Origin of the sequence: Pseudomonas sp. OE 28.3 (genome assembly GCF_014268205.2) — a bacterium.
GTDB classification, from domain to species: Bacteria; Pseudomonadota; Gammaproteobacteria; order Pseudomonadales; family Pseudomonadaceae; genus Aquipseudomonas; species Aquipseudomonas edaphica.
This window is the reverse complement of sequence record NZ_CP077082.1, coordinates 4,105,368-4,126,634: the sequence shown is the minus strand read 5'-3', so window position 1 is coordinate 4,126,634 and position 21,267 is coordinate 4,105,368. Positions and strand designations below refer to the sequence as shown.

The 21,267-nt window shown below is 61.7% G+C and carries 25 protein-coding genes; 10 read left to right on the top strand and 15 right to left on the bottom strand.

All coding sequences use genetic code 11. From position 1 onward, the window contains the following. Window positions 1-4 precede the first annotated feature (4 nt). Genes HU759_RS18430 through tusD form a run of 5 tightly spaced genes read right to left on the bottom strand, consistent with a single transcriptional unit; the run spans window position 5 to window position 2,357 of the window. Window positions 5-1,006, bottom strand: a complete 1,002-nt coding sequence (locus HU759_RS18430) for a glycosyl transferase family protein (RefSeq protein ID WP_186617692.1) — start codon at window positions 1,004-1,006, stop codon at window positions 5-7. Further along, complete coding sequence (locus tag HU759_RS18425; RefSeq protein ID WP_017136585.1) at window positions 1,003-1,338, bottom strand: TusE/DsrC/DsvC family sulfur relay protein; 336 nt, start codon at window positions 1,336-1,338, stop codon at window positions 1,003-1,005. Before HU759_RS18425 ends, HU759_RS18430 begins: the two co-directional genes overlap by 4 nt. Beyond that, window positions 1,335-1,613 carry a sulfurtransferase complex subunit TusB gene (gene tusB, locus HU759_RS18420; RefSeq protein WP_186617691.1) on the bottom strand — a complete coding sequence of 93 codons (279 nt, stop codon included), beginning with the start codon at window positions 1,611-1,613 and terminating at the stop codon, window positions 1,335-1,337. The genes HU759_RS18425 and tusB overlap by 4 nt, the downstream gene beginning before the upstream one ends. After that, a complete protein-coding gene (gene tusC / locus HU759_RS18415) occupies window positions 1,613-1,963 on the bottom strand; it encodes a sulfurtransferase complex subunit TusC (protein WP_186617690.1) in 351 nt (116 codons plus the stop codon). The genes tusB and tusC overlap by 1 nt, the downstream gene beginning before the upstream one ends. A gap of 1 nt (window position 1,964) precedes the next feature. Beyond that, the gene (tusD, locus tag HU759_RS18410; protein WP_138453903.1) at window positions 1,965-2,357 is read right to left on the bottom strand and encodes a sulfurtransferase complex subunit TusD; all 393 of its coding nucleotides are present in this window, start codon (window positions 2,355-2,357) and stop codon (window positions 1,965-1,967) included. A gap of 157 nt (window positions 2,358-2,514) precedes the next feature. Between tusD and HU759_RS18405 the strand changes: the two genes are divergently transcribed. Continuing rightward, complete coding sequence (locus tag HU759_RS18405; protein WP_186617689.1) at window positions 2,515-3,690, top strand: CaiB/BaiF CoA-transferase family protein; 1,176 nt, start codon at window positions 2,515-2,517, stop codon at window positions 3,688-3,690. Window positions 3,691-3,714: 24 nt separating this feature from the next. On the opposite strand, the gene HU759_RS18400 is transcribed toward HU759_RS18405, so the two are convergent. Both HU759_RS18400 and HU759_RS18395 read right to left on the bottom strand, forming a co-directional pair. Continuing rightward, window positions 3,715-4,209, bottom strand: a complete 495-nt coding sequence (locus HU759_RS18400; protein ID WP_026013658.1) for a SprT family zinc-dependent metalloprotease — start codon at window positions 4,207-4,209, stop codon at window positions 3,715-3,717. 127 nt (window positions 4,210-4,336) lie between these two features. Continuing rightward, window positions 4,337-4,939: a Yip1 family protein gene (locus HU759_RS18395; RefSeq protein WP_099548019.1), complete on the bottom strand. Its 603-nt coding sequence runs from the start codon at window positions 4,937-4,939 to the stop codon at window positions 4,337-4,339. A 388-nt stretch (window positions 4,940-5,327) separates the two neighbouring features. Between HU759_RS18395 and ttcA the strand changes: the two genes are divergently transcribed. Together ttcA and HU759_RS18385 are read left to right on the top strand one after the other, a co-directional pair. After that, window positions 5,328-6,152 (top strand): tRNA 2-thiocytidine(32) synthetase TtcA, encoded by an 825-nt coding sequence (gene ttcA / locus HU759_RS18390; protein WP_186617688.1) that lies wholly within the window; start codon window positions 5,328-5,330, stop codon window positions 6,150-6,152. Between the two features lie 67 nt (window positions 6,153-6,219). Next, complete coding sequence (locus tag HU759_RS18385) at window positions 6,220-6,891, top strand: DNA-3-methyladenine glycosylase I (protein ID WP_099548017.1); 672 nt, start codon at window positions 6,220-6,222, stop codon at window positions 6,889-6,891. A 124-nt stretch (window positions 6,892-7,015) separates the two neighbouring features. Here the strand turns inward: HU759_RS18385 and HU759_RS18380 are convergent, their stop codons facing one another. The 3 genes from HU759_RS18380 to arsC are packed head-to-tail and all read right to left on the bottom strand — an operon-like array spanning window position 7,016 to window position 8,371. Continuing rightward, window positions 7,016-7,423, bottom strand: a complete 408-nt coding sequence (locus tag HU759_RS18380; RefSeq protein WP_099548016.1) for a DUF2069 domain-containing protein — start codon at window positions 7,421-7,423, stop codon at window positions 7,016-7,018. Next, on the bottom strand, window positions 7,407-8,021 hold the full coding sequence (gene wrbA / locus HU759_RS18375) for an NAD(P)H:quinone oxidoreductase (protein WP_138450910.1): 615 nt from the start codon (window positions 8,019-8,021) through the stop codon (window positions 7,407-7,409). Before wrbA ends, HU759_RS18380 begins: the two co-directional genes overlap by 17 nt. Then, window positions 8,018-8,371, bottom strand: coding sequence for an arsenate reductase (glutaredoxin) (gene arsC / locus HU759_RS18370; RefSeq protein ID WP_169988278.1), 354 nt, complete (start codon window positions 8,369-8,371; stop codon window positions 8,018-8,020). Before arsC ends, wrbA begins: the two co-directional genes overlap by 4 nt. A 116-nt stretch (window positions 8,372-8,487) precedes the next feature. Here arsC and HU759_RS18365 point away from each other — a divergent pair, with 116 nt between their 5' ends. Further along, window positions 8,488-8,949 (top strand): TlpA disulfide reductase family protein, encoded by a 462-nt coding sequence (locus HU759_RS18365; RefSeq protein WP_017136574.1) that lies wholly within the window; start codon window positions 8,488-8,490, stop codon window positions 8,947-8,949. A gap of 117 nt (window positions 8,950-9,066) precedes the next feature. Here the strand turns inward: HU759_RS18365 and HU759_RS18360 are convergent, their stop codons facing one another. The 4 genes from HU759_RS18360 to HU759_RS18345 all read right to left on the bottom strand — a co-directional run bounded on the left by HU759_RS18360 (window position 9,067) and on the right by HU759_RS18345 (window position 13,897). After that, on the bottom strand, window positions 9,067-9,468 hold the full coding sequence (locus tag HU759_RS18360) for an META domain-containing protein (protein ID WP_017136573.1): 402 nt from the start codon (window positions 9,466-9,468) through the stop codon (window positions 9,067-9,069). Next, window positions 9,465-9,905 (bottom strand): hypothetical protein, encoded by a 441-nt coding sequence (locus HU759_RS18355; RefSeq protein ID WP_017136572.1) that lies wholly within the window; start codon window positions 9,903-9,905, stop codon window positions 9,465-9,467. Before HU759_RS18355 ends, HU759_RS18360 begins: the two co-directional genes overlap by 4 nt. 71 nt (window positions 9,906-9,976) lie before the next feature. Continuing rightward, the gene (locus tag HU759_RS18350) at window positions 9,977-10,966 is read right to left on the bottom strand and encodes a 2-hydroxyacid dehydrogenase (RefSeq protein WP_017136571.1); all 990 of its coding nucleotides are present in this window, start codon (window positions 10,964-10,966) and stop codon (window positions 9,977-9,979) included. A gap of 177 nt (window positions 10,967-11,143) precedes the next feature. Further along, window positions 11,144-13,897, bottom strand: coding sequence for a response regulator (locus HU759_RS18345; RefSeq protein ID WP_186617687.1), 2,754 nt, complete (start codon window positions 13,895-13,897; stop codon window positions 11,144-11,146). 231 nt (window positions 13,898-14,128) lie between these two features. Between HU759_RS18345 and HU759_RS18340 the strand changes: the two genes are divergently transcribed. Both HU759_RS18340 and HU759_RS18335 read left to right on the top strand, forming a co-directional pair. Continuing rightward, window positions 14,129-14,854 carry a response regulator transcription factor gene (locus tag HU759_RS18340; RefSeq protein WP_186617686.1) on the top strand — a complete coding sequence of 242 codons (726 nt, stop codon included), beginning with the start codon at window positions 14,129-14,131 and terminating at the stop codon, window positions 14,852-14,854. After that, window positions 14,841-16,199, top strand: a complete 1,359-nt coding sequence (locus HU759_RS18335; protein WP_186617704.1) for a sensor histidine kinase — start codon at window positions 14,841-14,843, stop codon at window positions 16,197-16,199. The genes HU759_RS18340 and HU759_RS18335 overlap by 14 nt, the downstream gene beginning before the upstream one ends. Window positions 16,200-16,202: 3 nt before the next feature. On the opposite strand, the gene HU759_RS18330 is transcribed toward HU759_RS18335, so the two are convergent. Next, window positions 16,203-16,718, bottom strand: coding sequence for a DUF2062 domain-containing protein (locus HU759_RS18330; RefSeq protein WP_017136567.1), 516 nt, complete (start codon window positions 16,716-16,718; stop codon window positions 16,203-16,205). A gap of 134 nt (window positions 16,719-16,852) precedes the next feature. Between HU759_RS18330 and HU759_RS18325 the strand changes: the two genes are divergently transcribed. The 4 genes from HU759_RS18325 (at window position 16,853) to lpxK (ending at window position 21,258) form a co-directional block, all read left to right on the top strand. Further along, window positions 16,853-19,078, top strand: coding sequence for a DNA internalization-related competence protein ComEC/Rec2 (locus HU759_RS18325; RefSeq protein WP_186617684.1), 2,226 nt, complete (start codon window positions 16,853-16,855; stop codon window positions 19,076-19,078). A 109-nt stretch (window positions 19,079-19,187) separates the two neighbouring features. After that, window positions 19,188-19,823 carry a MotA/TolQ/ExbB proton channel family protein gene (locus HU759_RS18320; protein WP_016969293.1) on the top strand — a complete coding sequence of 212 codons (636 nt, stop codon included), beginning with the start codon at window positions 19,188-19,190 and terminating at the stop codon, window positions 19,821-19,823. After that, entirely contained in the window at window positions 19,820-20,248 is a 429-nt protein-coding gene (locus tag HU759_RS18315) for a biopolymer transporter ExbD (protein ID WP_017136564.1), read from the top strand. Before HU759_RS18320 ends, HU759_RS18315 begins: the two co-directional genes overlap by 4 nt. Further along, a complete protein-coding gene (lpxK, locus tag HU759_RS18310; RefSeq protein WP_017136563.1) occupies window positions 20,248-21,258 on the top strand; it encodes a tetraacyldisaccharide 4'-kinase in 1,011 nt (336 codons plus the stop codon). The genes HU759_RS18315 and lpxK overlap by 1 nt, the downstream gene beginning before the upstream one ends. The last annotated feature ends 9 nt before the right edge of the window (window positions 21,259-21,267 follow it).

The following is a 21,267-nucleotide window of genomic DNA, read 5'->3' as shown; positions in this document are numbered from 1 at the left end:
TCGATTAAATCGATTTGTCCCGCGCATCCCAGTATTGCTGGGCCAATTCGAACGCCTGTTCCCGAGCGTGGCCGAGGCCGCGCAGGGCCAGGGCCATGGTTGCGATCAGCGCGAGTTGCGGGTAACTGTCCTCGACATCACCGCGCCACAAGGCTTTTAAATGCTCGGGTTCCAGGCTGGCCGGTTTGACGTGCCGCTGGGCGGAGAGGGCGGGCCACTCTTCGTCCCAGCTCTGGCCACCAGTGGTGCCATACAAATGGCTGAGGGTGTCCGGGTTGATCTCGACTTCGCCGCCATCACCCTTCACCACAATCACATTATCGCCCAGCAGGCCGCTGGCATCGCGGTGTACGCCCTGGTAACCGGGGTGGAAAATGCTTTGCAGGCCGCAACGTGCATTCAGCGGGTTGAGCAGGCGCGCCAGGGAGTGAATCGGTGAGCGCAGGCCCAAGGTGTTACGCAAATCGATCATGCGTTGCAGTTGTGGCGCCCAGTCACCCAGCGGGAGAAACGCCAGGTTGCCTTGCTCGAACGCCGTCTCGACCTGTTGCCAATTGCGACACAGCGGGATTTGCAGGCCTTGCAACAATTGCTCGGTGTACAAGCGGCCCGCCGTATGGGCACCACCGCCGTGCATCAGTATGCGCACACCATTTTGCGCCAGGCACTTGGCCGCCAACAGATACCATGGCAGGTGGCGTTTTTTACCGGCGTAGGTCGGCCAATCGACATCCACATTCAGCGCTGGCGCATTCAGGCGCTCGCGCACGGCTTCGGTGAAACCGGCGAGCTCTTCCGGGCTTTCTTCCTTATGGCGCAGCAGCATCAGGAAGGCGCCGAGCTGGGTGTCTTCGACTTTTTCGTCGAGCAACATGCCCATGGCTTCGCGGGCTTCCTCACGGGTGAGGTTGCGCGCGCCGCGCTTGCCTTTGCCCAGGATGCGCACGAACTGCGCAAACGGGTGCTCGGCGGGGGTTTCAAGGGTCAGCGGGGCAAAGTCGGTCATAAGCAATTCGTCGGCCTGGGCAGGCCCGCCAGCTTGGCGGCAAGTTTGGCGGGGGTGCCATTGAAGAGTTTGTTGAGGTGCAGGCTGTTGCCCTTGTCCGTGCCGAGCTTTAAAGCGGTGTACTTGATCAACGGGCGTGTGGCCGGGGACAGCTGAAATTCTGCGTAAAACCCGCGCAGCAGTTCGAGGATTTCCCAATGTTCGGCGGTCAATTCCAGGGATTCAGCGGCGGCCAGGGCATTGGCCACGTCGATGGACCAGTCATCCAGGTCGACGAGGTAGCCGTCCTTGTCCAGTTCCAGCGTGCGTTCGCCTACGGTCAGGGTGTTCATAGCCAGGTGTTGACCTTGCTGTAGTCGATCGACAGCTGCACAAAACCTGGGTAATCGACGCTGTCGGCCCAGTCCGGCAGGGGCAGGTTGCGTGCCTGCATGTCTTCGGCCAGGACAAAGACCTTCACGCCCCGGGTTTGCAGGGCTGCGTTGTGCAGGCCGTAGGCGCCATCGCCACACAGCAGGATAGCGTCCTCGGCGCCGCACACGCGCAGGTAACTGGCCAGGCGGCTATCGGTAAATGGGGAGTGAGATACCACATGCAAAGTCGACATCAGAGGGTCATCACCTGGTCATAACGGTCAATCAATTCGGCGATCGCGGCGCTGTCCAGCGCCTGCGCGCTGGCAGGTGTTGCGAGGCTGCGTTCGGCAAGGCTGTGGCTGCAAGCAAACACATCATCAATGCCGAACAGGCCCAACGCCTGCAGGTTGGCGCTGAGGTCTTTTTGCTGCACGGCCTTGGCATCCTGATGGGTTGCCAGCTGGAACACGCCATCGTCCATAAACAGCAGGCCGATCGGCAGGTCAAAAGCGCCACCGGCCAATACGATATCCAGCGCCTCGCGCGCACTTGGCCCGGACCACGGTGCCTGGCGGCTGATCACCAATAAAGACTTGGCCATCTCACGGCCCTCCAAAACAGATCAGGCGGTCGGCAGCCTGGATGGCGTCATGCAATTGCCCCAGGCCCGACAACGCCCACGGCGCGTCGAGGTTCACCGCGCTGCGTTGATAACGCGTGGCTTCCTCAGTATTGAGTACGCCACGGCGCAAGGCGGCGGCGATGCACACCACGCCGTCGAGCTGATGCAGGCTGACAAACTCACGCCACTTGCGGGCAATGTCCTGCTCATCCTGGGGCGCAACGATGTTATTGGCAGCGCTGTACACGCCGTCCTGATAAAAAAACAGCCGCACAATCTCATGCCCACCGGCAAGCGCTGCCTGGGCGAACAGCAAGGCGCGGCGCGAGGAGGGCGCATGGGCGGCGGAAAATACTGCAATCGCAAACTTCATGGAACACTCTGCAAGCAAACCTGAGCCAATGATAAAGCCGCCGCCGCGAAAAAGCCCGCCGTGATCAAAACGGTCACTGTCGCTGATCGTTCTGACGATTGCCGCCAGGCGCAAGGCTGCCTAGGCTGTGGGCAGTCGCTACCCAAATGGAGTCTTTATGTCAGGTCCCTTGGCGTCCCTCAAAGTGCTGGATTTTTCCACCTTGCTGCCTGGCCCGTTCGCGTCCTTGTTGCTGGCGGACATGGGTGCCGAGGTGCTGCGTATTGAATCGCCCACGCGTATGGACCTGTTACGCGTGCTGCCGCCCCATGACCAGGGCACCTCGGCGAGCCACGCGTACCTCAATCGCAACAAGCGCAGCCTGGCACTGGACCTCAAGCAGGCCGAAGCGCTGCAGATCGTGCGTGAGCTGGTCAAGGACTATGACATTGTCCTTGAGCAATTCCGGCCTGGGGTAATGGAGCGTCTGGGCCTGGGTTATGAGGCGCTGAAGGCGCTCAACCCCCGGCTGATTTATGTGTCGATCACCGGCTACGGTCAAACCGGGCCTTATAAAGACCGCGCCGGGCACGATATCAACTACCTCGCGTTGGCCGGCGTGGCCAGTTACACCGGCCGCCAGGACAGCGGGCCGTTGCCGCTGGGCGTGCAATTGGCGGATGTCGGCGGTGGTTCGTTGCACGCTGTGGTGGGGTTGCTCGCCGCCGTTATTGCCCGCCAGCACAGTGGCGTCGGCCAATACCTGGATGTGAGCATGACCGATTGCTCGTTCAGCCTGAATGCCATGGCCGGTGCGGGCTACCTGGCCTGTGGGGTCGAGCCGGATTGGGAGAGCCATGTGCTCAACGGCGGCAGCTTCTACGATTACTATCGCACGCGTGATGGGCGCTGGATGTCGGTGGGTAGCCTGGAACCGGCGTTTATGCGGCAATTGTGCGAAACGTTGGGAAGGCCGGAGCTGGCCATGCAAAGCTTGAAACCCGAGCAGCAAAAAGCCCTGAAGCTGGCGTTACAGGTCGAGTTTGAGAAGCGCAGCTTTGACGAGCTGTGTGAGTTGTTCGCCGGGGTGGATGCGTGTGTCGAACCGGTGCTGAGCCTGAGTGAAGCGCTGGAGCACCCACAGTTGAAGGCGCGCGAGCTGGTCAGCCAGGTGCCCCGGGGTGATGGCTCGACCCAGGCGCAACTGGCTTGCCCGCTGAAGTTTTCCGAGGGGTTGCCGCAGCCTCGGCATATTGGCGCTGCCGTGGGGGCGCACAGTGATGAGGTGTTGGCTGAGTTGGGGTTCAGTACTCAGCGGATAGCCGAGTTGCGGCGGGCCAAGGTTGTTGGGTGACTGATCGGGCCTGCGATGAGGCCCTTACTCCACCCGAGTTTCCCCGGTGAATACCAAGGTGTGCCGACACCGCCTGCACAAATACCGCCGCCCCTGATTCACCAGCCCATGCCGCTGGGCCGAAAACGGGAAATCGCTGTCGGCACACGGGCAGCGATAGATATACCGGGTCACCTGGCGGCGCTTGATCTCATAAGTGTGGCAACGATCCGGCGGCAGTTCGTAAACCCCGCGCATGATCAATTGCCATTCCTCGCCATGGGGCTGGATGCGCTCGCCAAACAACTGGTGGGCGATCAGATGCGCCACCTCATGGGCCACGGTCTGTTTGAGGAAGTGCTGGCTGTTTTCGCGGTACAACTGTGGGTTGAAGCGCAGCAGGTTCTCGTGCAAATGCGCGACACCGGCCTTCTGGCCCCGCAGCTTGAGGCTGACCTGGGGGCGTTTGAAGCTTCGTTTAAAAAAGGATTCGGCTTGTAGGAAACAATCTTCGACGCGGGTATTGAGTTGCTCGGGCATGCTGACCATATCTCCAGAGACGTCCAGTATGCCGCAAAAGCAGGTGTTTCCGAATCTGTCAGGCGCCGAATGGTCATGCATGACGCACAAAGCCACCTTGCGGTGGCTTTGCCTGCGGTTGATCAGCTTAGTTGGTGTAGATCGGGCCTACGCCCAGCCCCCAGACGATCACGGTAAACGCCATGATTGCCACCAGTACCACCAGGCCCACGGCCAAAACCGAGCTGGAAAACAGAAAGCCCTCGTCCGGGTCGATGTTCATAAACGTCGGCAGCCCCACATACAGCAAGTACACCGTGTAGCAGATAGCCGCCGTGCCCACGACCATGCCCAGCCACATATGCGGATAGAGCGCCGCCAGCCCGCCGATAAACAGCGGGGTCGCGGTGTAGGTGGCAAACGCTACGCAGCGCGCCATGCTGGGGCTGGCGTCGTAGGTGCGGGCCATCCAATGGATGAATGCGCCCATCACCGCCACGCCGCCGAGCATCGCCGCGTAGGACATGAGGGTCATCCACAACGCACTTTCCTGGGTCAACATGACCGGGGCGCGGCTGCCGATCACCCAGCCGACCCGGGTGGTGCCGATAAAGGCCGATACGGCGGGGATCGCCGCGAGAATCAAAGTGTGAGTGAGGTACATGTGGCCGATACTTTCTTCCTTATCGCCACGAATTTCCCGCCATTCCTGGTCGGGATGGGTAAACAGCCCCACGACGTGATGGATCATGCCAGTCACTCCTGTCGTTATTACCATCGCCCCCCATCGGAGCGCCCACGGGCCAAATGGCCACATAAGGTCCTGGATAGTTGTGCGACCTTACGTCGCAGTATAGGAAGTGATGACCGGAAAAACTGTAGGGCTTTAGAGCAAATTGCGCTGTAAACATGGGCGCTAATCGCGGTGAGGTCTGTCAGTGACCACTGGGGCTACTGTGGGAGCTGGCTTGTCGGGTCGCCGCATCGCTGCGATAGCGGTGGATCAGTGATGTATTAGTTGCTGACACACCGCCATCGCAGGCAAGTCAGCTCCCACATTGGATCGGCGTCGCCCATTGAAGTATTTTTGCGTAAAATGCTGCGCTTTTCGTCACACACCTCTAGCGGATCCAAGCGCCATGGGCACTCTTACGGTCAACCAGAACAAACTGCAAAAACGCCTGCGTCGCCTGGCCGGGGAAGCGGTCGCCGATTTCAACATGATCGAGGACGGCGACAAGGTCATGGTCTGCCTCTCCGGCGGCAAAGACAGCTACACCCTGCTCGACGTGCTGCTGCACCTGCAAAAGGTCGCGCCGATCCAGTTCGAGATCGTCGCCGTCAACATGGACCAGAAACAACCGGGCTTCCCGGAGCACGTGCTGCCGGCCTATCTCAAAGAGCTGGGCGTGGAGTACCACATTGTCGAAAAAGACACCTATTCGGTGGTCAAGGAGCTGATCCCCGAGGGCAAAACCACCTGCTCGCTGTGCTCACGCCTGCGCCGTGGCACGCTTTACACCTTTGCCGATGAGATCGGCGCGACCAAGATGGCCTTGGGGCACCACCGTGACGACATCGTTGAGACCTTCTTTCTCAATATGTTCTTCAACGGCTCGCTCAAGGCCATGCCGCCCAAGCTGCGCGCCGATGACGGGCGTAACGTAGTGATCCGCCCGCTGGCGTATTGCAACGAGAAAGACATCCAGGCTTACTCCGACTTCAAGCAATTCCCGATCATCCCGTGCAACCTGTGTGGCTCCCAGGAAAACCTGCAGCGCCAGGTGGTCAAGGACATGCTGGTGGACTGGGAGCGCAAAACCCCAGGCCGCACCGAAAGCATCTTCCGTAGCTTGCAGAATGTGCAGCCGTCGCAACTGGCCGACCGCAACCTGTTCGATTTCACCAGCCTTAAAATTGACGAGACCGCCGCTTCGCGCTTCGTCAATGTGGTGAACCTCTAAGACGTTTCAATGCTCTGAAAGACGGCGCTCACGGGCGCCGTTTTCAATTCAACTGCCAGGAGAGGGCATGCGCGATTACAAGTGGCTGCACGAATATTGTCTGAACCGCTTTGGTTCAGCGGCCGAGCTGGAAGCCCACCTGCCTGTACCCAAGACCCCGGCGCAATTGCGCAAGATCAGTGATGATCGCTACCTGTCGACCCTGGCGCTGCGGGTATTTCGCGCGGGCTTGAAGCACAGCGTGGTGGATGCAAAATGGCCGGCGTTCGAGCAGGTATTCTTCGGTTTTGACCCGGAAAAAGTCGTGCTGATGGGCGCCGAGCACCTGGAACGCTTGATGCAGGACACGCGCATCATCCGCCACCTGGGCAAGCTCAAGAGTGTGCCGCGCAATGCGCAGATGATGCTGGACATTGAGCAGGAAAAAGGCAGCTTTGGCGCGTTTATCGCCGACTGGCCGGTGACTGATATCGTCAGCTTGTGGAAGTACCTGAGCAAGCACGGCCACCAGTTGGGCGGGCTGTCGGCGCCGCGCTTTTTGCGCATGGTCGGCAAGGACACGTTTGTGCCGAGTGATGACGTGGTCGCGGCCTTGAATGCACAGAAGATCGTCGACAAGGCGCCGACCAGCCTGCGGGATTTGGCGACGGTGCAGGGCGCGTTTAACCAATGGCACGCCGAGAGTGGGCGGCCGATGTGTCAGTTGTCGATGATGCTGGCCTACACGGTGAATCATTGAGACTGAGTTGATCCGATCGCAGGCAAGCCAGCTCCCACATTTATCCGCGTACATACTTTGGAATGCGGTCGAATGTGGGAGCGGGCTTGCTCGCGAAGACTGACTGTCCGGCGCCAAATTCCTATCAGACTTGCGCCAACCGCCGATTCAACTGATGCCGCCACCGCACATACAACAGCGCGGAACAAAACACCGCCAGACTCGCCAGCATCTCCAGCACCCCGAACCACTGCCGGTTCGGGTCATATGCCGCCAGTGCGCCCTTGATGAAATACAGGTTCACCACAAAGCACATCCACGAATGCCCGCGCGCGCTGCCCAGCAGCATGCCCGGCGCCAGCACCAGCAGTGGCACCAGCTCGATCAGCAGGATCACCCACGGGCGCGCACCGTGCAGGTCGGCGATGAACAGGTAATACACGCACAGCAAGCCCACCAGCCCTAAAAAAGCCACCAAGCTCAGTACGCGTGCCACCTTGACCCGTGGTTCCAGCCACGCCTGGGGTGGCAGGACCTTAGGTTTTCTGGCCACGGCCGTTCTCCAGCAGCGTGGCGGTGGTGGCAAGACGCAGGCCGAGTGCCCGGCACAGGGTGATTTCGTGCTGATCGAGCATGCGTTTGCCGTCCGGCCCGGAATGGTGGCTGGCGCCATATGGCGTGCCGCCGCCCTGGGTGTCGAGCAAGGCTTGTTCGCTGTAGGGCAGGCCGGTGATCAGCATGCCGTGGTGCAGCAGCGGCAGCAGCATCGACATCAGTGTGGTTTCCTGGCCGCCGTGCAGGCTGGCGGTGGAGGTGAACACGCCGGCTGGCTTGCCGACGAGTGCGCCGGTGAGCCACAGGTTGCTGGTGCCATCGAGGAAGTACTTGAGCGGCGCGGCCATGTTGCCAAAGCGCGTCGGGCTGCCCAGGGCCAGGCCCGAGCAATTCTTCAGATCATCCAGGCTTGCATACAGCGCGCCTTCGTCCGGGATGCTCGGCGCCACGGCTTCGCACTCGGTGGAAATCGCCGGTACGGTGCGCAGGCGGGCTTCGAGGCCGCCTTGCTCGATGCCGCGGGCAATCTGCCGAGCCATTTCGCTGACCGAGCCATTGCGGCTGTAATACAGCACCAGCACATAGGGCGCGGTCACGGCAGCAACTCCAGCACGTTTTCCGGTGGGCGGCCGATGATGGCTTTGTCGGCGGTTGCCAGGATCGGGCGTTCCATCAGCTTCGGGTGCTCGGCAATCGCGGCAATCAACTGCGCCTCGCTGAGGCTGGCGTCGGCCAGGTTGAGGGTTTTGTATTCGTCTTCGCCGGTGCGCAGCAGTTGGCGTGCGCTGATCCCCAGTTTGCTGAGCAAGGCCTTGAGTTGCGCGGCGTCCAGCGGCGTTTCGAGGTAGCGCACAACGGTCGGGGTCAGGCCGCGGGCTTCGAGCAGTTCAAGCGCACCGCGCGATTTCGAGCAGCGCGGGTTGTGATAAAGCGTCAGATCGGTCATGTGCGGGTCGCATCTTGCGTAAGGTGGCGGGTATTCTACCTGCGCGGCGCCCCGTCCTTAAACCGTAAGAGGCGATAGGTCGCAGCCAACGTTCATTTTTTGCGAAGGATTTCCCCATGACTAGGCGACTGATCGGTGCATTGGCGATCATCACAACCCTGCTGCTCAGCGGCTGCGGTAACGATTACGGCGTTGACCAATATGGCAAGAAAGTGGCGGCCGAACGCCTGGACAAACAATGGGTGGTGGTCAATTACTGGGCCGAATGGTGTGGCCCGTGCCGCACGGAAATTCCGGAACTGAACACCTTGGCCGAACAGTTGAAAGGCCAGAACGTGGGGGTGTTCGGGGTCAATTTCGACAACGTACAGGGTGAAGAACTCAAGGCCGCCAGCGAGAAGCTGGGGATCAAGTTCACGGTGCTGGCGCAGAACCCGGAAGAGATTTTCGATATTCCACGCAGCGAGGCGCTGCCGGTGACTTACATCATTGATGACAAAGGCAAGGTGCGTGAACAGCTGATGGGTGAGCAGACGGCAGAAGGCGTGTTGGCCAAGCTCAAAGCCCTGCGTGGTTAAATCTGTGGGAGCTGGCTTGCCTGCGATGCGGTTGGCGCGGTGTATCAGGTACACCGCGGTGATGCTATCGCAGGCAAGCCAGCTCCCACAGAAAAGCCGATCCAGTCTGACTTTGGATCAGCCTTCTTCCAGCCACAGTCGAATCGGCTTGCCTTCAGCCGGCCAGAACCGGGTTTGCTCGATCGGTGAGATATCCCAGCGCTGCACACCTTGCAGGGCCTGGAAGAAGCGGTGCTCCTGCTCCATCAAGGCTTCGGCGCAGAGTTTGCGGGTGCTGCCGATCTTGCCGAAACTGAGCGTCCGGCCTTCGACGGTGTACGGCGCAAACCAGTGGTTGCAGCCGCCATTGCCGTAGGCGCGGCCATCGGCGCCGAGGGTGACGGTCAGGTGCGCGTAATCCATCAACGGCCGTTCGCCAATCCACTCCACCACGTAGCTGTGGTCTTGCTGCAGCTTTACCGCGTCACCGGCACAGCCCGTCAGGGCCACACCGAGGGCGGCGAGCAGCACGCCTTTCATTGCGCAGCCTGCTGGCATTTCGGGCAGCGGTGCTTGTCGCCTTCGCTGGCCCAGCCCAGTTCCTTGATGCGCGCATTGGCGGCCGGTTGCAGCGGCTCTTTGGCCAGCTTGGTTTCCACGGCGAATTCAAACTCCAGCAGGCTGTCGCAGCTGTCGCAGTTGACCTTCCAGGTGTGAATTTCCAGCTCGCCGAATTTCGGCCCCTGGGCCATGGCGACCCACTGGCCCGCCGGGCGAATGGAATAGCGCGCGTCACCTTCGACGGTCAGGCGCATCGACAGGGTTTTACTGCCGCGCAGGGTGACGATCAAGACGTCGCCATGCTTGATCGAACCACCGTTGCCGGTGACCTGGTAACGGCCCGGCACCAGGGCGCGGCATTCGATCAGGGTGTGTTGCGGGCTCAGCAAGCTGAAGCGGAAATCGTGTTCGGCCATGGATCCTCCAAATAGGCGCGGCATCCTATCACGGGTGCCGGCCTATCATGAGCCTGGTATATGACCGCTGATCAACCTTGCACAAGGTTCTGCGGCTGGCCATCGGCCCACGCGGCAATGTTGGCCAGCGTGGTGGCTGCGATTGCCGCCAGGGCTTCACGGGTCAGGAATGCCTGGTGGGCAGTGATGATCACGTTGGGAAAGGTCAGCAGGCGTGCGAGTACGTCGTCCTGCAGCGGCAGGTCGGAGCGATCCTCGAAAAACAACTGGGCCTCTTCCTCATACACATCCAGGCCCAGGTAGCCGAGTTGGCCGTTCTTGAGGGCCTCGATCAAGGCTGGCGTGTCCACCAGGCCACCGCGTCCGGTGTTGATCAGCATGGCGCCAGGCTGCATCTGTGCCAGGGAACGTGCGTTGATCAGGTGTTTGCTGTCGGCGGTCAGTGGGCAGTGCAGGCTGATGATCTGTGCCTGGGCCAATAGCTCTGGCAGGTTTACATAGCGGGCGCCAAGGGCCTGGACCTGCGGATTGGGGAATGGGTCGTAGGCGAGTAACTGGCAGCCGAACCCGGCCATGATCTTGGCAAAGGTGGCGCCGATCTGCCCGGTGCCGACCACGCCGACGGTTTTGCCGACCAAATCGAACCCGGTGAGCCCGTGCAGGCTGAAATCGCCATCGCGGGTGCGGTTATAGGCGCGGTGCAAGCGGCGGTTGAGGGCCAGGATCAGCGCAACCGCATGCTCTGCCACCGCGTGGGGCGAGTAGGCCGGTACGCGCACAATACTCAGGCCCAGGCGCTGGGCGGCGGCCAGGTCGACATGGTTGTAACCGGCCGAGCGCAGGGCAATCAGGCGCGTGCCGCCGGCGGCCAGGTGTTCCAGCACTGGTGCGCTGAGGTCATCGTTGATAAAGGCGCAGACCACTTCGTGGTGTTCGGCCAGGGCCACGGTGTCGAGGTTCAGGCGGGCCGGTTGGAATTGCAGCTCGACACCTGCCGGCAGCGGCTCGCCGAGAAAGCTGTCGCGGTCGTAGGTCTGGCTGCTGAAAAGAATGACGCGCATTAAAAATGCTCCCTGCAGTCACTGAGTTTTAGGTAGGCCGATGTGGGCACCGGGCTTTTTGTGGGAGCTGGCTTGCCTGCGATGCAGGCAACTCGGTACATCAGGTACACCCAGTTGATGCCATCGCAGGCAAGCCAGCTCCCACACAAGCTGGCTCAACACAGGCCTGGAGAAGCCTCAGGCGCTGACCCGTGCCTCACTGGCCAACCGCGCAATCGCCATGTCCAGTTCATCCAGCGCGGCGATGGCCTTGGCGTCGTCTTGCTTGAGCAAGGTTTCCGCGCGCTGGCAGGCGGCGCGCAATTGAGGCACGCCGCAGTAGCGGGTGGCGCCATGCAGGCGATGCACGCGTTCGATCAGCGCATTGTTGTCTTTGGCTTCACGGGCGGCGGTGATCGCCAGGCGATCGGCTTCCAGCGAGGCCAGCAGCATGGCGAGCATGTCGGCGGCCAGGTCGGCCTTGTTGGCCGCCAGGCGCAGGCCTTCCTCATGATCCAGTACCAGCAGTTGCACGCCGGGTGCCAAGCCGTCAGTCGCGCGCTCCGGCCCTTGATTGCGCAGGGCCAGGCCGGTCCACTTCAACACTACTTGGGCCAACTGCCGCTCGCTGATGGGTTTGGTCAGGTAATCGTCCATACCGCTTTGCAGCAGCGCGCGTTTTTCGTTGGCCATGGCGTGGGCGGTGAGGGCGACCACCGGCAGCGGCGTACCGTGGCGTTCGCTTTCCCATTGGCGGATCGCCTCGGTGCTTTGGCGCCCGTCCATGCCGGGCATTTGTACGTCCATCAGCACCAGGTCGAAGGTTTCCTGCTTCACCGCGTCAATGGCCGCATAACCGCTTTCGACCGCGTGCACCTTGGCGCCCATGTCTTCGAGCAACGTTTGCACCAGCAACAGGTTGGCCGGGTTGTCGTCCACGCAGAGTACGCGCGGCGCTCGGCTGGAGAGCGGTTCGCCGGGTTCGCTGCGCAATGGGCGCGGGCTGATCAAATCGGCCAGTGCACGGCGCAGTTTGCGCGTACACGCAGGTTTGGCCTGCAACTGGCTGTTGGGGTTGGGCACTGACTGGTTGAACAACATCTGTTCGGTGGTCGGGCACAGCACCAGCACCTTGCAGCCCAGGTGTTCCAGGTCCCATAGATGCTGGTTGAGGCGTTCGGGCGGAATGTCATTGGCGGTGACACCGAGCACTGCCAGGTCGATTGCCTGTTCAGTCTGGTGTGCGCTGGTGATGCCGTTGGTCAGGTTTTCCAGGGTATTGAACGGTGTGACTTGCAGGCCGCAATCTTCCAGTTGGTGCTGCAACGCCTGGCGCGCGAGCTCGTGGTTTTCCAGCACGGCCACACGACGGCCGAGCAGCGGCGGGGAGGGCAGGTCTTCGGCGTCGTCGCGGGTTTTGGGCAGGCTCAGGCTGATCCAGAACTCCGAGCCTTCGCCCGGTGTGCTGTCGACGCCGATCTCACCGCCCATTTGCTCGATCAGCCGCTTGGAAATCACCAGGCCCAGGCCGGTGCCGCCGGGTTGGCGCGACAGCGAGTTGTCGGCCTGGCTGAAGGCCTGGAACAACGCACGCACGTCCTGGTTCGACAGGCCGATGCCGGTGTCTTGCACACTGATGCGCAGTTGCACGCTGTCTTCCTGTTCGTCTTCGACCATCGCGCGGGCAACGATAGTGCCTTCGCGGGTGAACTTGATCGCGTTGCTGATCAGGTTGGTGAGGATCTGCTTGAGGCGCAACGGGTCGCCCACCAGCGCCAGCGGCGTGTCGCGGTACACCAGGCTGACCAGCTCAAGCTGTTTGGCATGGGCGGCGGGGGCAAGGATGGTGAGGGTGTCTTGCAGCAAGTCGCGCAGGTTGAAGGGCACACTGTCGAGCACCAGCTTGCCGGCTTCGATTTTCGAGAAGTCGAGGATCTCGTTGATGATACCCAGCAGGTTGTCGGCGGATTTTTCGATGGTGCCCAGGTAATCCAGCTGACGCGGCGACAGCTCGCTTTTTTGCAGCAGATGAGTGAAACCCAGGATGCCGTTGAGCGGCGTGCGGATTTCATGGCTCATGTTGGCGAGGAACTCCGACTTGATCCGGCTGGCCTCCAGGGCCTCCTTGCGCGCCAGGTCCAGCTCGATGTTCTGGATCTCGATGGTTTCCAGGTTCTGACGCACATCTTCGGTGGCCTGATCGATACTGTGTTGCAGTTCTTCCTGGGCATTTTGCAGGGTTTCGGCCATGCGGTTGATGCCCGAGGCCAATTGGTCCAACTCCTGGCTGCCCAACGGTGGCAGGCGGGTTTCGAGGTTGCCGTCCTTGAGTTGGGCCACAGCTTGCTTGATCTGGCCGATGGGCGAGTTGATCGTGCGGCTGATGCGCAACGCCAGGGCGGCCGTGCAGATCAGGCCGATGGCGATCAGCAGCAGGCTGGCAAACAGGCTGCGATAACCGCGCAGCAACATGCCATTGTGCGACAGCTCCACTTCGACCCAACCCAGCAGGCGATCGGCTTCATCGGGGATCAATTCGCCCGCGAGGTTGCGATGGCGACCGAACACCGGCAGCAGGTAGCGCGTGGCGTCATTGCCACTGCGCTGCAGCAGGTGCGAACTGTTGCCGACCGGCGCGAGGTTAAGCATGGTCGGGCCGGCGTGGGCCAGGGACGAGCGGTCCGGTGCCAGGAACGACACCGCGCGCACGTCCGGTTGCTCCAGCGACTGGGTGGCGATGCGTTCAAGCAGGTCGGTGTTCTTGCTGCTCAACGCCGGGGCCACCAGCGGCGCCAATTGCTCGGCGATCATTTCGCCGCGTTGCAGCAATTGGGTCTGCAACTCCGACAGCTGCATCCAGGTGAAATAGCCCCCCAACAACAGGGCCATCAGGCTGGTCGGTAATAAGGTCAGCAACAGTACGCGGCCTTTTATCCCCATTCTTCTAAGCACGCCACTCTCCTGCTACCACACTGTTTTCGTTTATCTGCGCGGGCATCCGGCCCACGCCACCTGCGCAGTGTAGCCATTTGCGCGGTGTGGAACCTCGCAAATTAATGATCGACGTCAATCTCCGACGTCAATCGCCGAGCGCAATCTTCGAACCATTGGCAGCCGGGTGGCGATTGCCTGTCACCGTTTAATCTTGAATAATCAGCGATTGAGAATGACTTGCAGACGCTAATGAATCCCGCAGTTGGCCTACCCAGTATCCTGGCAATCGAAGACGACCCTGTATTGGGCGCCTATGTGCATGAGCAACTGGGCTGCTGTGGCTTCCAGGTCACCTGGTGCCAGAACGGCCAACAGGGCCTGCAGATGGCACGTGACCAGGCGTTCGACGTGGTGTTGATGGACATCCTGCTGCCGGGCATGGACGGTTTGTCGATTCTTACCCATTTGCGCCAGCACCATGCGACGCCGGTGATCCTCATGTCTGCGCTGGGCGCCGAGGCCGATCGCATCAGCGGTTTTCGCCTGGGTGCGGACGACTACCTGCCCAAGCCGTTCAGCATGGTTGAACTGCGTGTACGCATCGAAGCCATCCTGCGCCGCGTGGCCCTGGACCGGCGGCCGTTGCCGCTGCGTTTACCGGCGCATGACGATGCCCGCAGCCTGCGTTTTGACGATGAACTGTACGACGTGTTCTTTCAAGAACACTGGGCCGGGCTGACGCGCAGCGAGTATCGCTTGCTCGAGACCTTGCACCGTAGCGCCGATGAAGTGCTCAGCAAAGCCTTCCTTTACCAGCATGTGTTGCAGCGCGGTTACGCGCCTCACGATCGCAGCCTGGACATGCATATCAGCCAGATTCGCCGCAAGCTCAAGGCCATCGGCTACAGCGAGCGCGAAGTGCGCACGGTGTGGGGCAAGGGTTATGTACTGAGCGGCCATGATGAAGGGCTTTGAGCGGCTGCCCGGCCGGCACTCGTTATTCTGGAAGCTCGCCTGCCTGCTGATCGCCTTCTGTTTGCTGATGATCTGGCTCAGTTGGTCCTGGGGCCGCTATATGGAAGAGCAGAACGCCTATGTGGCCGAGGAGTCCCGCGAGATTTTGCGCGGCTATGCCGCGGGCGCGGAATTGGCCTGGAGTACCCAGGGCAGTGCTGGCGTGGACGCCTGGTTGCAGCTGATGGCCACGCGCGAATCGACCTGGATCGGGGTGATCGGCCACGACTTGCAGTCGCTGAGCAGCCTGCCGCTGAGCGACAAGGAAAGCCAGCGCCTGACTTTTCTGCGCGGGCTGGAGTGGCCGGTCAGCCGACACGTCAAAGGCCTGCCCTGGGTGAAAATCCCATTCCCGGTCAACCCTGGCGCCGGCTCGCTGGTAATCGAATTACCCAAGCGCTTTATGCCGGGGCGCTATCAGGTGTTCTGGCGCGTGGTGACCAACGGCGTGATTCCCGGCCTGTTTACCTTGCTGCTGTGCGTGGGGCTTTATCGGCTGCTGATCATGCCGCTGAACCAGTTGCGCGAGCAGGCCAACGCCTGGCGCGCCGATCAATTGAATACGCGCATGTCCCGCGAGGCCACCAGCCGCCAGGATGAATTGGGTGAGTTGGGCCGCGCCTTTGACCACATGTCCGAGCGTTTGCAGGGCACGGTGGAGTTGCAGCAACAGTTATTGCGGGACATGTCCCATGAGCTGCGCACGCCGTTGAGCCGTTTGCGCGTGGCCTGTGACAGTGAGCAGGATCTGGCGCAGTTGCGCGAGCGCCTGGGCCGGGAGATTGACGCCATGCAGCGCCTGGTGGAAGACAGCCTGCAACTGGCCTGGCTGGACAGCGAGCGAACGCGGTTACCCGAGGAAGCCATCCAGCTTCCGGCCTTGTGGGACATGCTGCGGGAAAACGCTTGTTATGAAAGTGACTGGCCAGCAGCGCGTTTGCCGTGTCTGTTGCCCGTCGACTGCTGGGTGCTCGGCAACCTGAATGCGCTGGCCCAGGCCCTGGAAAATATCCTGCGCAATGCCATCCGACATTCCCCCGCTCAGGGGCAGGTGACGCTGGACGGCTGTCGCGAGGGCGATGATTGGCATATCTGGCTGCAAGACCAGGGCGGCGGTATTGATGAGCAGGACTTGGAACGTATCTTTGCGCCGTTCACCCGCCTCGAAGGCTCACGGCCGGGTGATGGCGGTTTTGGTCTGGGCTTGAGCATCGCCCGCAATGCGGTACAGCGCCAGGGTGGGACGTTGTGGGCGCAGAACAGCGCGCAAGGTTTGTGCGTGCACCTGCGGCTGCCAGCGCGCTAGCTGTCAGGTGCGTCGTTGTTTGCGCTTCTTCCACTGATGCGCGACCCACCAGCGCCAGTAGCCCATCGTCAGGCAATAGGCCAGCGCGGCCAGCACCAGCCCGCACACCACGGAACCCAACAGGAACGGCTGCCACAGTGTGCCCAGTTGGCTGCTGATCCACTCCCAGGTCAGGTTGTCGGGCAGGCTGCGCGGCGGCGTGTTCATCAGCCAGGCGCCGGTCAGGTAGGTGCAGAAGAACACCACCGGCATGGTGATCGGGTTGGTCAGCCACACCAGGCTCACGGCAATCGGCATATTCCCGCGCACAGCGATCGCTAGCACCGCCGCCAATAACATCTGCAACGGAATCGGGATAAACGCCGCGAACAGGCCCACTGCCATGGCGCGGGCGACGGAATGGCGGTTCAGGTGCCAGAGGTTGGGGTCATGCAACAACGTGCCGAGAAATCGTAAGGACTTGTGTTCCCGGATACTCGTGGGGTCGGGCATGTACCGTTTGAATAAGCGCCGGGGCATAAGGGGTCCAGGTCAGTTCGAGGGGCAAGTATGCCCGCATTCTATAAACAGAAAATTCAGACTTTGTGACAAAACATCAGAGGCCGCGCGGGGTATCCGACTAAGACTAGTGGATCACTGGAAAAGGATGATTCATGAGAACAGGGATGTTCGCGTTCGGAATGGGCTTGTTGTCGCTGCGATTTTTACCCGCATTGCCCGCCACCGCGTGGCTGCTGGCCATGTTGGTAGTGGCCTTGATGTTGCTGCCGTTTCGTACCTATCCGCTGGCGTTTTTGCTGTTGGGCGTGAGCTGGGCGTGCATGAGCGCGCAATGGGCGTTGGACGACCGATTAAGGCCGGCTCTGGACGGTCAGACTCGCTGGGTTGAGGGGCGCGTCATCGGGTTGCCGCAAAACACCAGCACCGGCGTGCGCTTCGAACTGACCGACAGCCGGTCACGCAAGGGCCGGCTGCCCAAGCGTATCCGGCTGTCCTGGCATGGCGGCCCGCAGGTTAACAGCGGCGAGCGCTGGCGTCTGGCGGTCACGCTCAAGCGGCCGGCGGGCCTGCTCAATTTCCAGGGGTTTGACTACGAGGCCTGGCTGCTGGCCCAGCGCATCGGTGCCACCGGCTCGGTGAAAGATGGCCAACGCCTGGCGCCGGCTCGCCATGCCTGGCGTGACAGCGTCCGCCAGCGCCTGCTGGCGGTGGATGCTCAGGGCCGCGAGGCGGGGCTGGCAGCCTTGGTGCTGGGCGACGGCTCGGGGCTGGCAACCGAGGATTGGCGGGTGTTGCAGGACACCGGCACGGTGCACCTGCTGGTGATTTCCGGCCAGCACATTGGCTTGCTGGCCGGTTTGATCTACGCGCTGGTGGCCGGGCTGGCGCGCTACGGTTGCTGGCCCCGCGCCTTGCCCTGGCTGCCGTGGGCCTGCGGCCTGGCATTTACTGCCGCGCTGGGGTATGGCCTGCTGGCGGGGTTCGGTGTGCCGGTGCAGCGGGCCTGCGTGATGGTCGGGTTGGTGCTGCTGTGGCGTTTGCGGTTTCGCCGCTTGGGTGTGTGGTGGCCGTTATTACTGGCGTTCAATGCCGTGCTGGTGCTGGAGCCGCTGGCCAGTTTGCAGCCGGGGTTCTGGTTGTCGTTTGCCGCCGTGGCCGTGCTGGTGCTGGCGTTCAGCGGGCGTTTGGGCGCGTGGAGCGTCTGGCAGGCCTGGACCCGTCCCCAATGGTTGATCGCCATCGGTTTGTTTCCGGTGCTGCTGGTGCTGGGGTTGCCCATCAGCCTCAGTGCGCCGGTGGCCAATCTGTTTGCCGTGCCGTGGATCAGCCTGGTGGTGCTGCCGTTGGCACTGCTGGGCACTGTACTGTTGGCGGTACCGTGGGTGGGAGAGGGCTTGTTGTGGCTGGCCGGTGGCGCGTTGGATGGCCTGTTCACAGGCTTGGCGCTGCTGGCCGGGCTGCGCGCAGCGTGGGTGCCCGCCGACGTGCAGTTGGGTTATTGGTTGATCAGCGTCACGGGCGCGGTGCTCTTGCTCTTGCCCAAAGGCGTGCCATTGCGGCTGCTGGGCTGGCCGATGCTGCTGTTGGCCGTCTTTGCCCCTAAACCATTGGTGCCGTACGGGCAGGTGGAGGTGGTGCAATTGGATGTCGGCCAGGGGCAGGCGGTGATCCTGCGCACGCGCCATCACGCCATGCTCTACGACGCAGGCCCGCGCTCGGGGGTGGTTGACCTGGGCGCGCGCGTGGTGCTGCCATCCCTGCAAAAGGGTGGGGTGGCGGCGTTGGACGCGATGGTGATCAGCCACGCTCACGCTGACCATGCCGGCGGTGCCGCAGCGGTTGCCCGTGTGCTGCCCGTCGGAAGGGTTATCGGCGGAGAGACCGAAGGGCTGCCGGCTTTTCTCGCCGCCCAGCCCTGTAACAATGGCGAGCGCTGGGAGTGGGATGGCGTGTCATTCGAGTTGTGGCGATGGCCTGGCGCCACCAGCAGCAATCCGAAATCCTGCGTCTTGCAGGTACAGGCCCGTGGCGAGCGGTTGCTACTGACGGGTGATATTGATGAGGCGGCTGAAACAGCCTTTCTCGCTTCGCCCTTGGCGGTGCCGACCGATTGGCTGCAAGCGCCGCACCATGGCAGTCGCAGTTCCTCGTCCTGGGCGTTTTTACAGCGGCTTGCGCCCAAGTCGGTGCTGATTTCCCGCGGCCGTGGCAACGCATTCGGGCATCCCCATCCGCAGGTGATGGCGCGTTACCAGGCGCTGGGCAGCCGGGTCTACGACAGCGCCGAGCAAGGTGCCGTGCGTGTGCAACTGGGCAGTTTTAGAGCACCGGTTGTTGCGCGCAGTCAACGGCGATTCTGGCGCGAAGCGTTACCGTAATACAGGCTTACCAAACACCTGGGCCTGCGACAGGCGGGCCTGGCGCCTGCGAACCACGCCGGTGAACCTATATGGTAAAGTGGCGCACTTTTTCTAGGGGACATTCACTGTGTGGGAATTGGTCAAATCCGGCGGCTGGATGATGTTGCCGATTATCTTGAGCTCCATCGCCGCACTCGGCATCGTTGCCGAACGTTTGTGGACCCTGCGCGCCAGTCGCATAACCCCCGAGCATCTGCTGGGGCAGGTGTGGGGCTGGATCAAGAACAAACAGCTGGATAAAGAAAAACTCAAGGAGTTACGCGCCAACTCGCCGTTGGGTGAAATCCTCGCAGCGGGCCTCGCCAATTCCAAACATGGTCGCGAGATCATGAAAGAATGCATCGAAGAGGCCGCTGCCCGCGTCATCCACGAAATGGAGCGCTATATCAATGCGCTCGGCACCATCGCAGCCATGGCGCCGTTGCTTGGTTTGCTGGGCACGGTGCTGGGCATGATCGACATTTTCAGCTCGTTCATGGGTTCAGGCATGACCACCAACGCTGCCGTCTTGGCCGGTGGTATTTCCAAGGCCTTGATCACCACGGCAGCCGGCCTGATGGTCGGTATTCCGTCGGTGTTTTTCCACCGCTTCCTGCAGCGTCGCATCGATGAACTGGTGGTCGGCATGGAGCAGGAAGCCATCAAGCTGGTGGAAGTGGTGCAGGGCGATCGTGATGTCGATTTCGTTGAGGGTCGAGCGTGAAATTTCGCCGCAAGCAACGGGAGAATGTTGATATCAACCTGGCGTCGCTGATCGACGTGGTCTTTATCCTGCTGCTGTTTTTTGTCGTGACTACCACCTTCACCCGCGAAACCCAACTGCGCGTTGATTTACCCGAAGCAGTGAGTGGCTCACCGGCCGAAGACCAGGAAATTAAGCAGCTGGACATTGCCATCAGCGCCGACGGGGTGTTTTCGGTAAATAACCAATTGCTCGAAAAAAATGACCTTGCCAGCCTGATGGATGCCCTGCAGAAAGAGTCCGGCGGCGATACCAATATGCCGCTTTCCATCAGCGCTGACGGCAAAACCCAGCACCAAGCCGTGATCACCGCCATGGACGCCGCCGGCAAGCTGGGCTTCAGCCACCTGCGCATGACCACCGTCGAGGCGGCGAGCCCGCCCTGATGGCTATGTCCGATCGTTTGCTCAAGGCGTGGTACGAGGGCCATCCGGCACTCGTACTGCTGCGGCCGCTGGAATCTATTTACCGTCACGTTGTACAGCGCAAACGCGCGCGCTTCCTGGCGGGCGAGGGTGAGATTTACCAACCGCCGGTGCCTGTGGTGGTGGTGGGCAATATCACCGTCGGCGGCACCGGCAAGACGCCGTTGATCCTGTGGCTGATCGAACACTGCCGGCGCAGCGGCCTGCGGGTCGGCGTGGTCAGCCGCGGCTATGGTGCCAAGCCGCCGCAGTTGCCGTGGCGGGTCGAGGCCAGCCATAGCGCCGAAGTAGCGGGCGATGAGCCGTTGCTGATCGTTCAGCGCTGCGGCGTACCCCTGATGATCGATCCAGACCGCAGCCGAGCCGTCAAAGCCTTGCTGGCCAGTGAACCCCTTGACCTGATCCTCTCCGACGATGGCCTGCAGCATTACCGCCTGGCCCGCGACCTGGAACTGGTGCTGATCGACGCCGCCCGTGGCCTGGGCAACCGCCGTTGCCTGCCGGCCGGGCCTTTGCGCGAACCGGTGGAGCGCCTGCATAGCGTGGATGCGCTGTTGTACAACGGCGCCGGAGCCGATCGCGAGGATGGGTTTGCCTTTCGCCTGCAACCCACGGCGCTGATCAACTTGAAAACCGGTGAGCGCCAATCGGTGGAGCACTTTGCCGCCGGCCAGCGGGTCCATGCCGTCGCGGGTATCGGTAACCCGCAACGTTTCTTCAATACCCTCGAAACGCTACACTGGCAGCCGATTCCCCATGCATTTGCCGACCATGCGCCGTACAGCGCAGAGGTGTTGAATTTCACACCGTCATTGCCGTTGGTGATGACCGAAAAAGACGCGGTGAAGTGCCGCGCCTTTGCCCAGCCCGACTGGTGGTACCTTGCAGTGGATGCATTGCCGTCACCGGCGTTTGTGGCCTGGTTCGACACGCAATTGATGCGCCTGCTGCCCGCCCGACTTTTGCCTTAAACCGCTTTT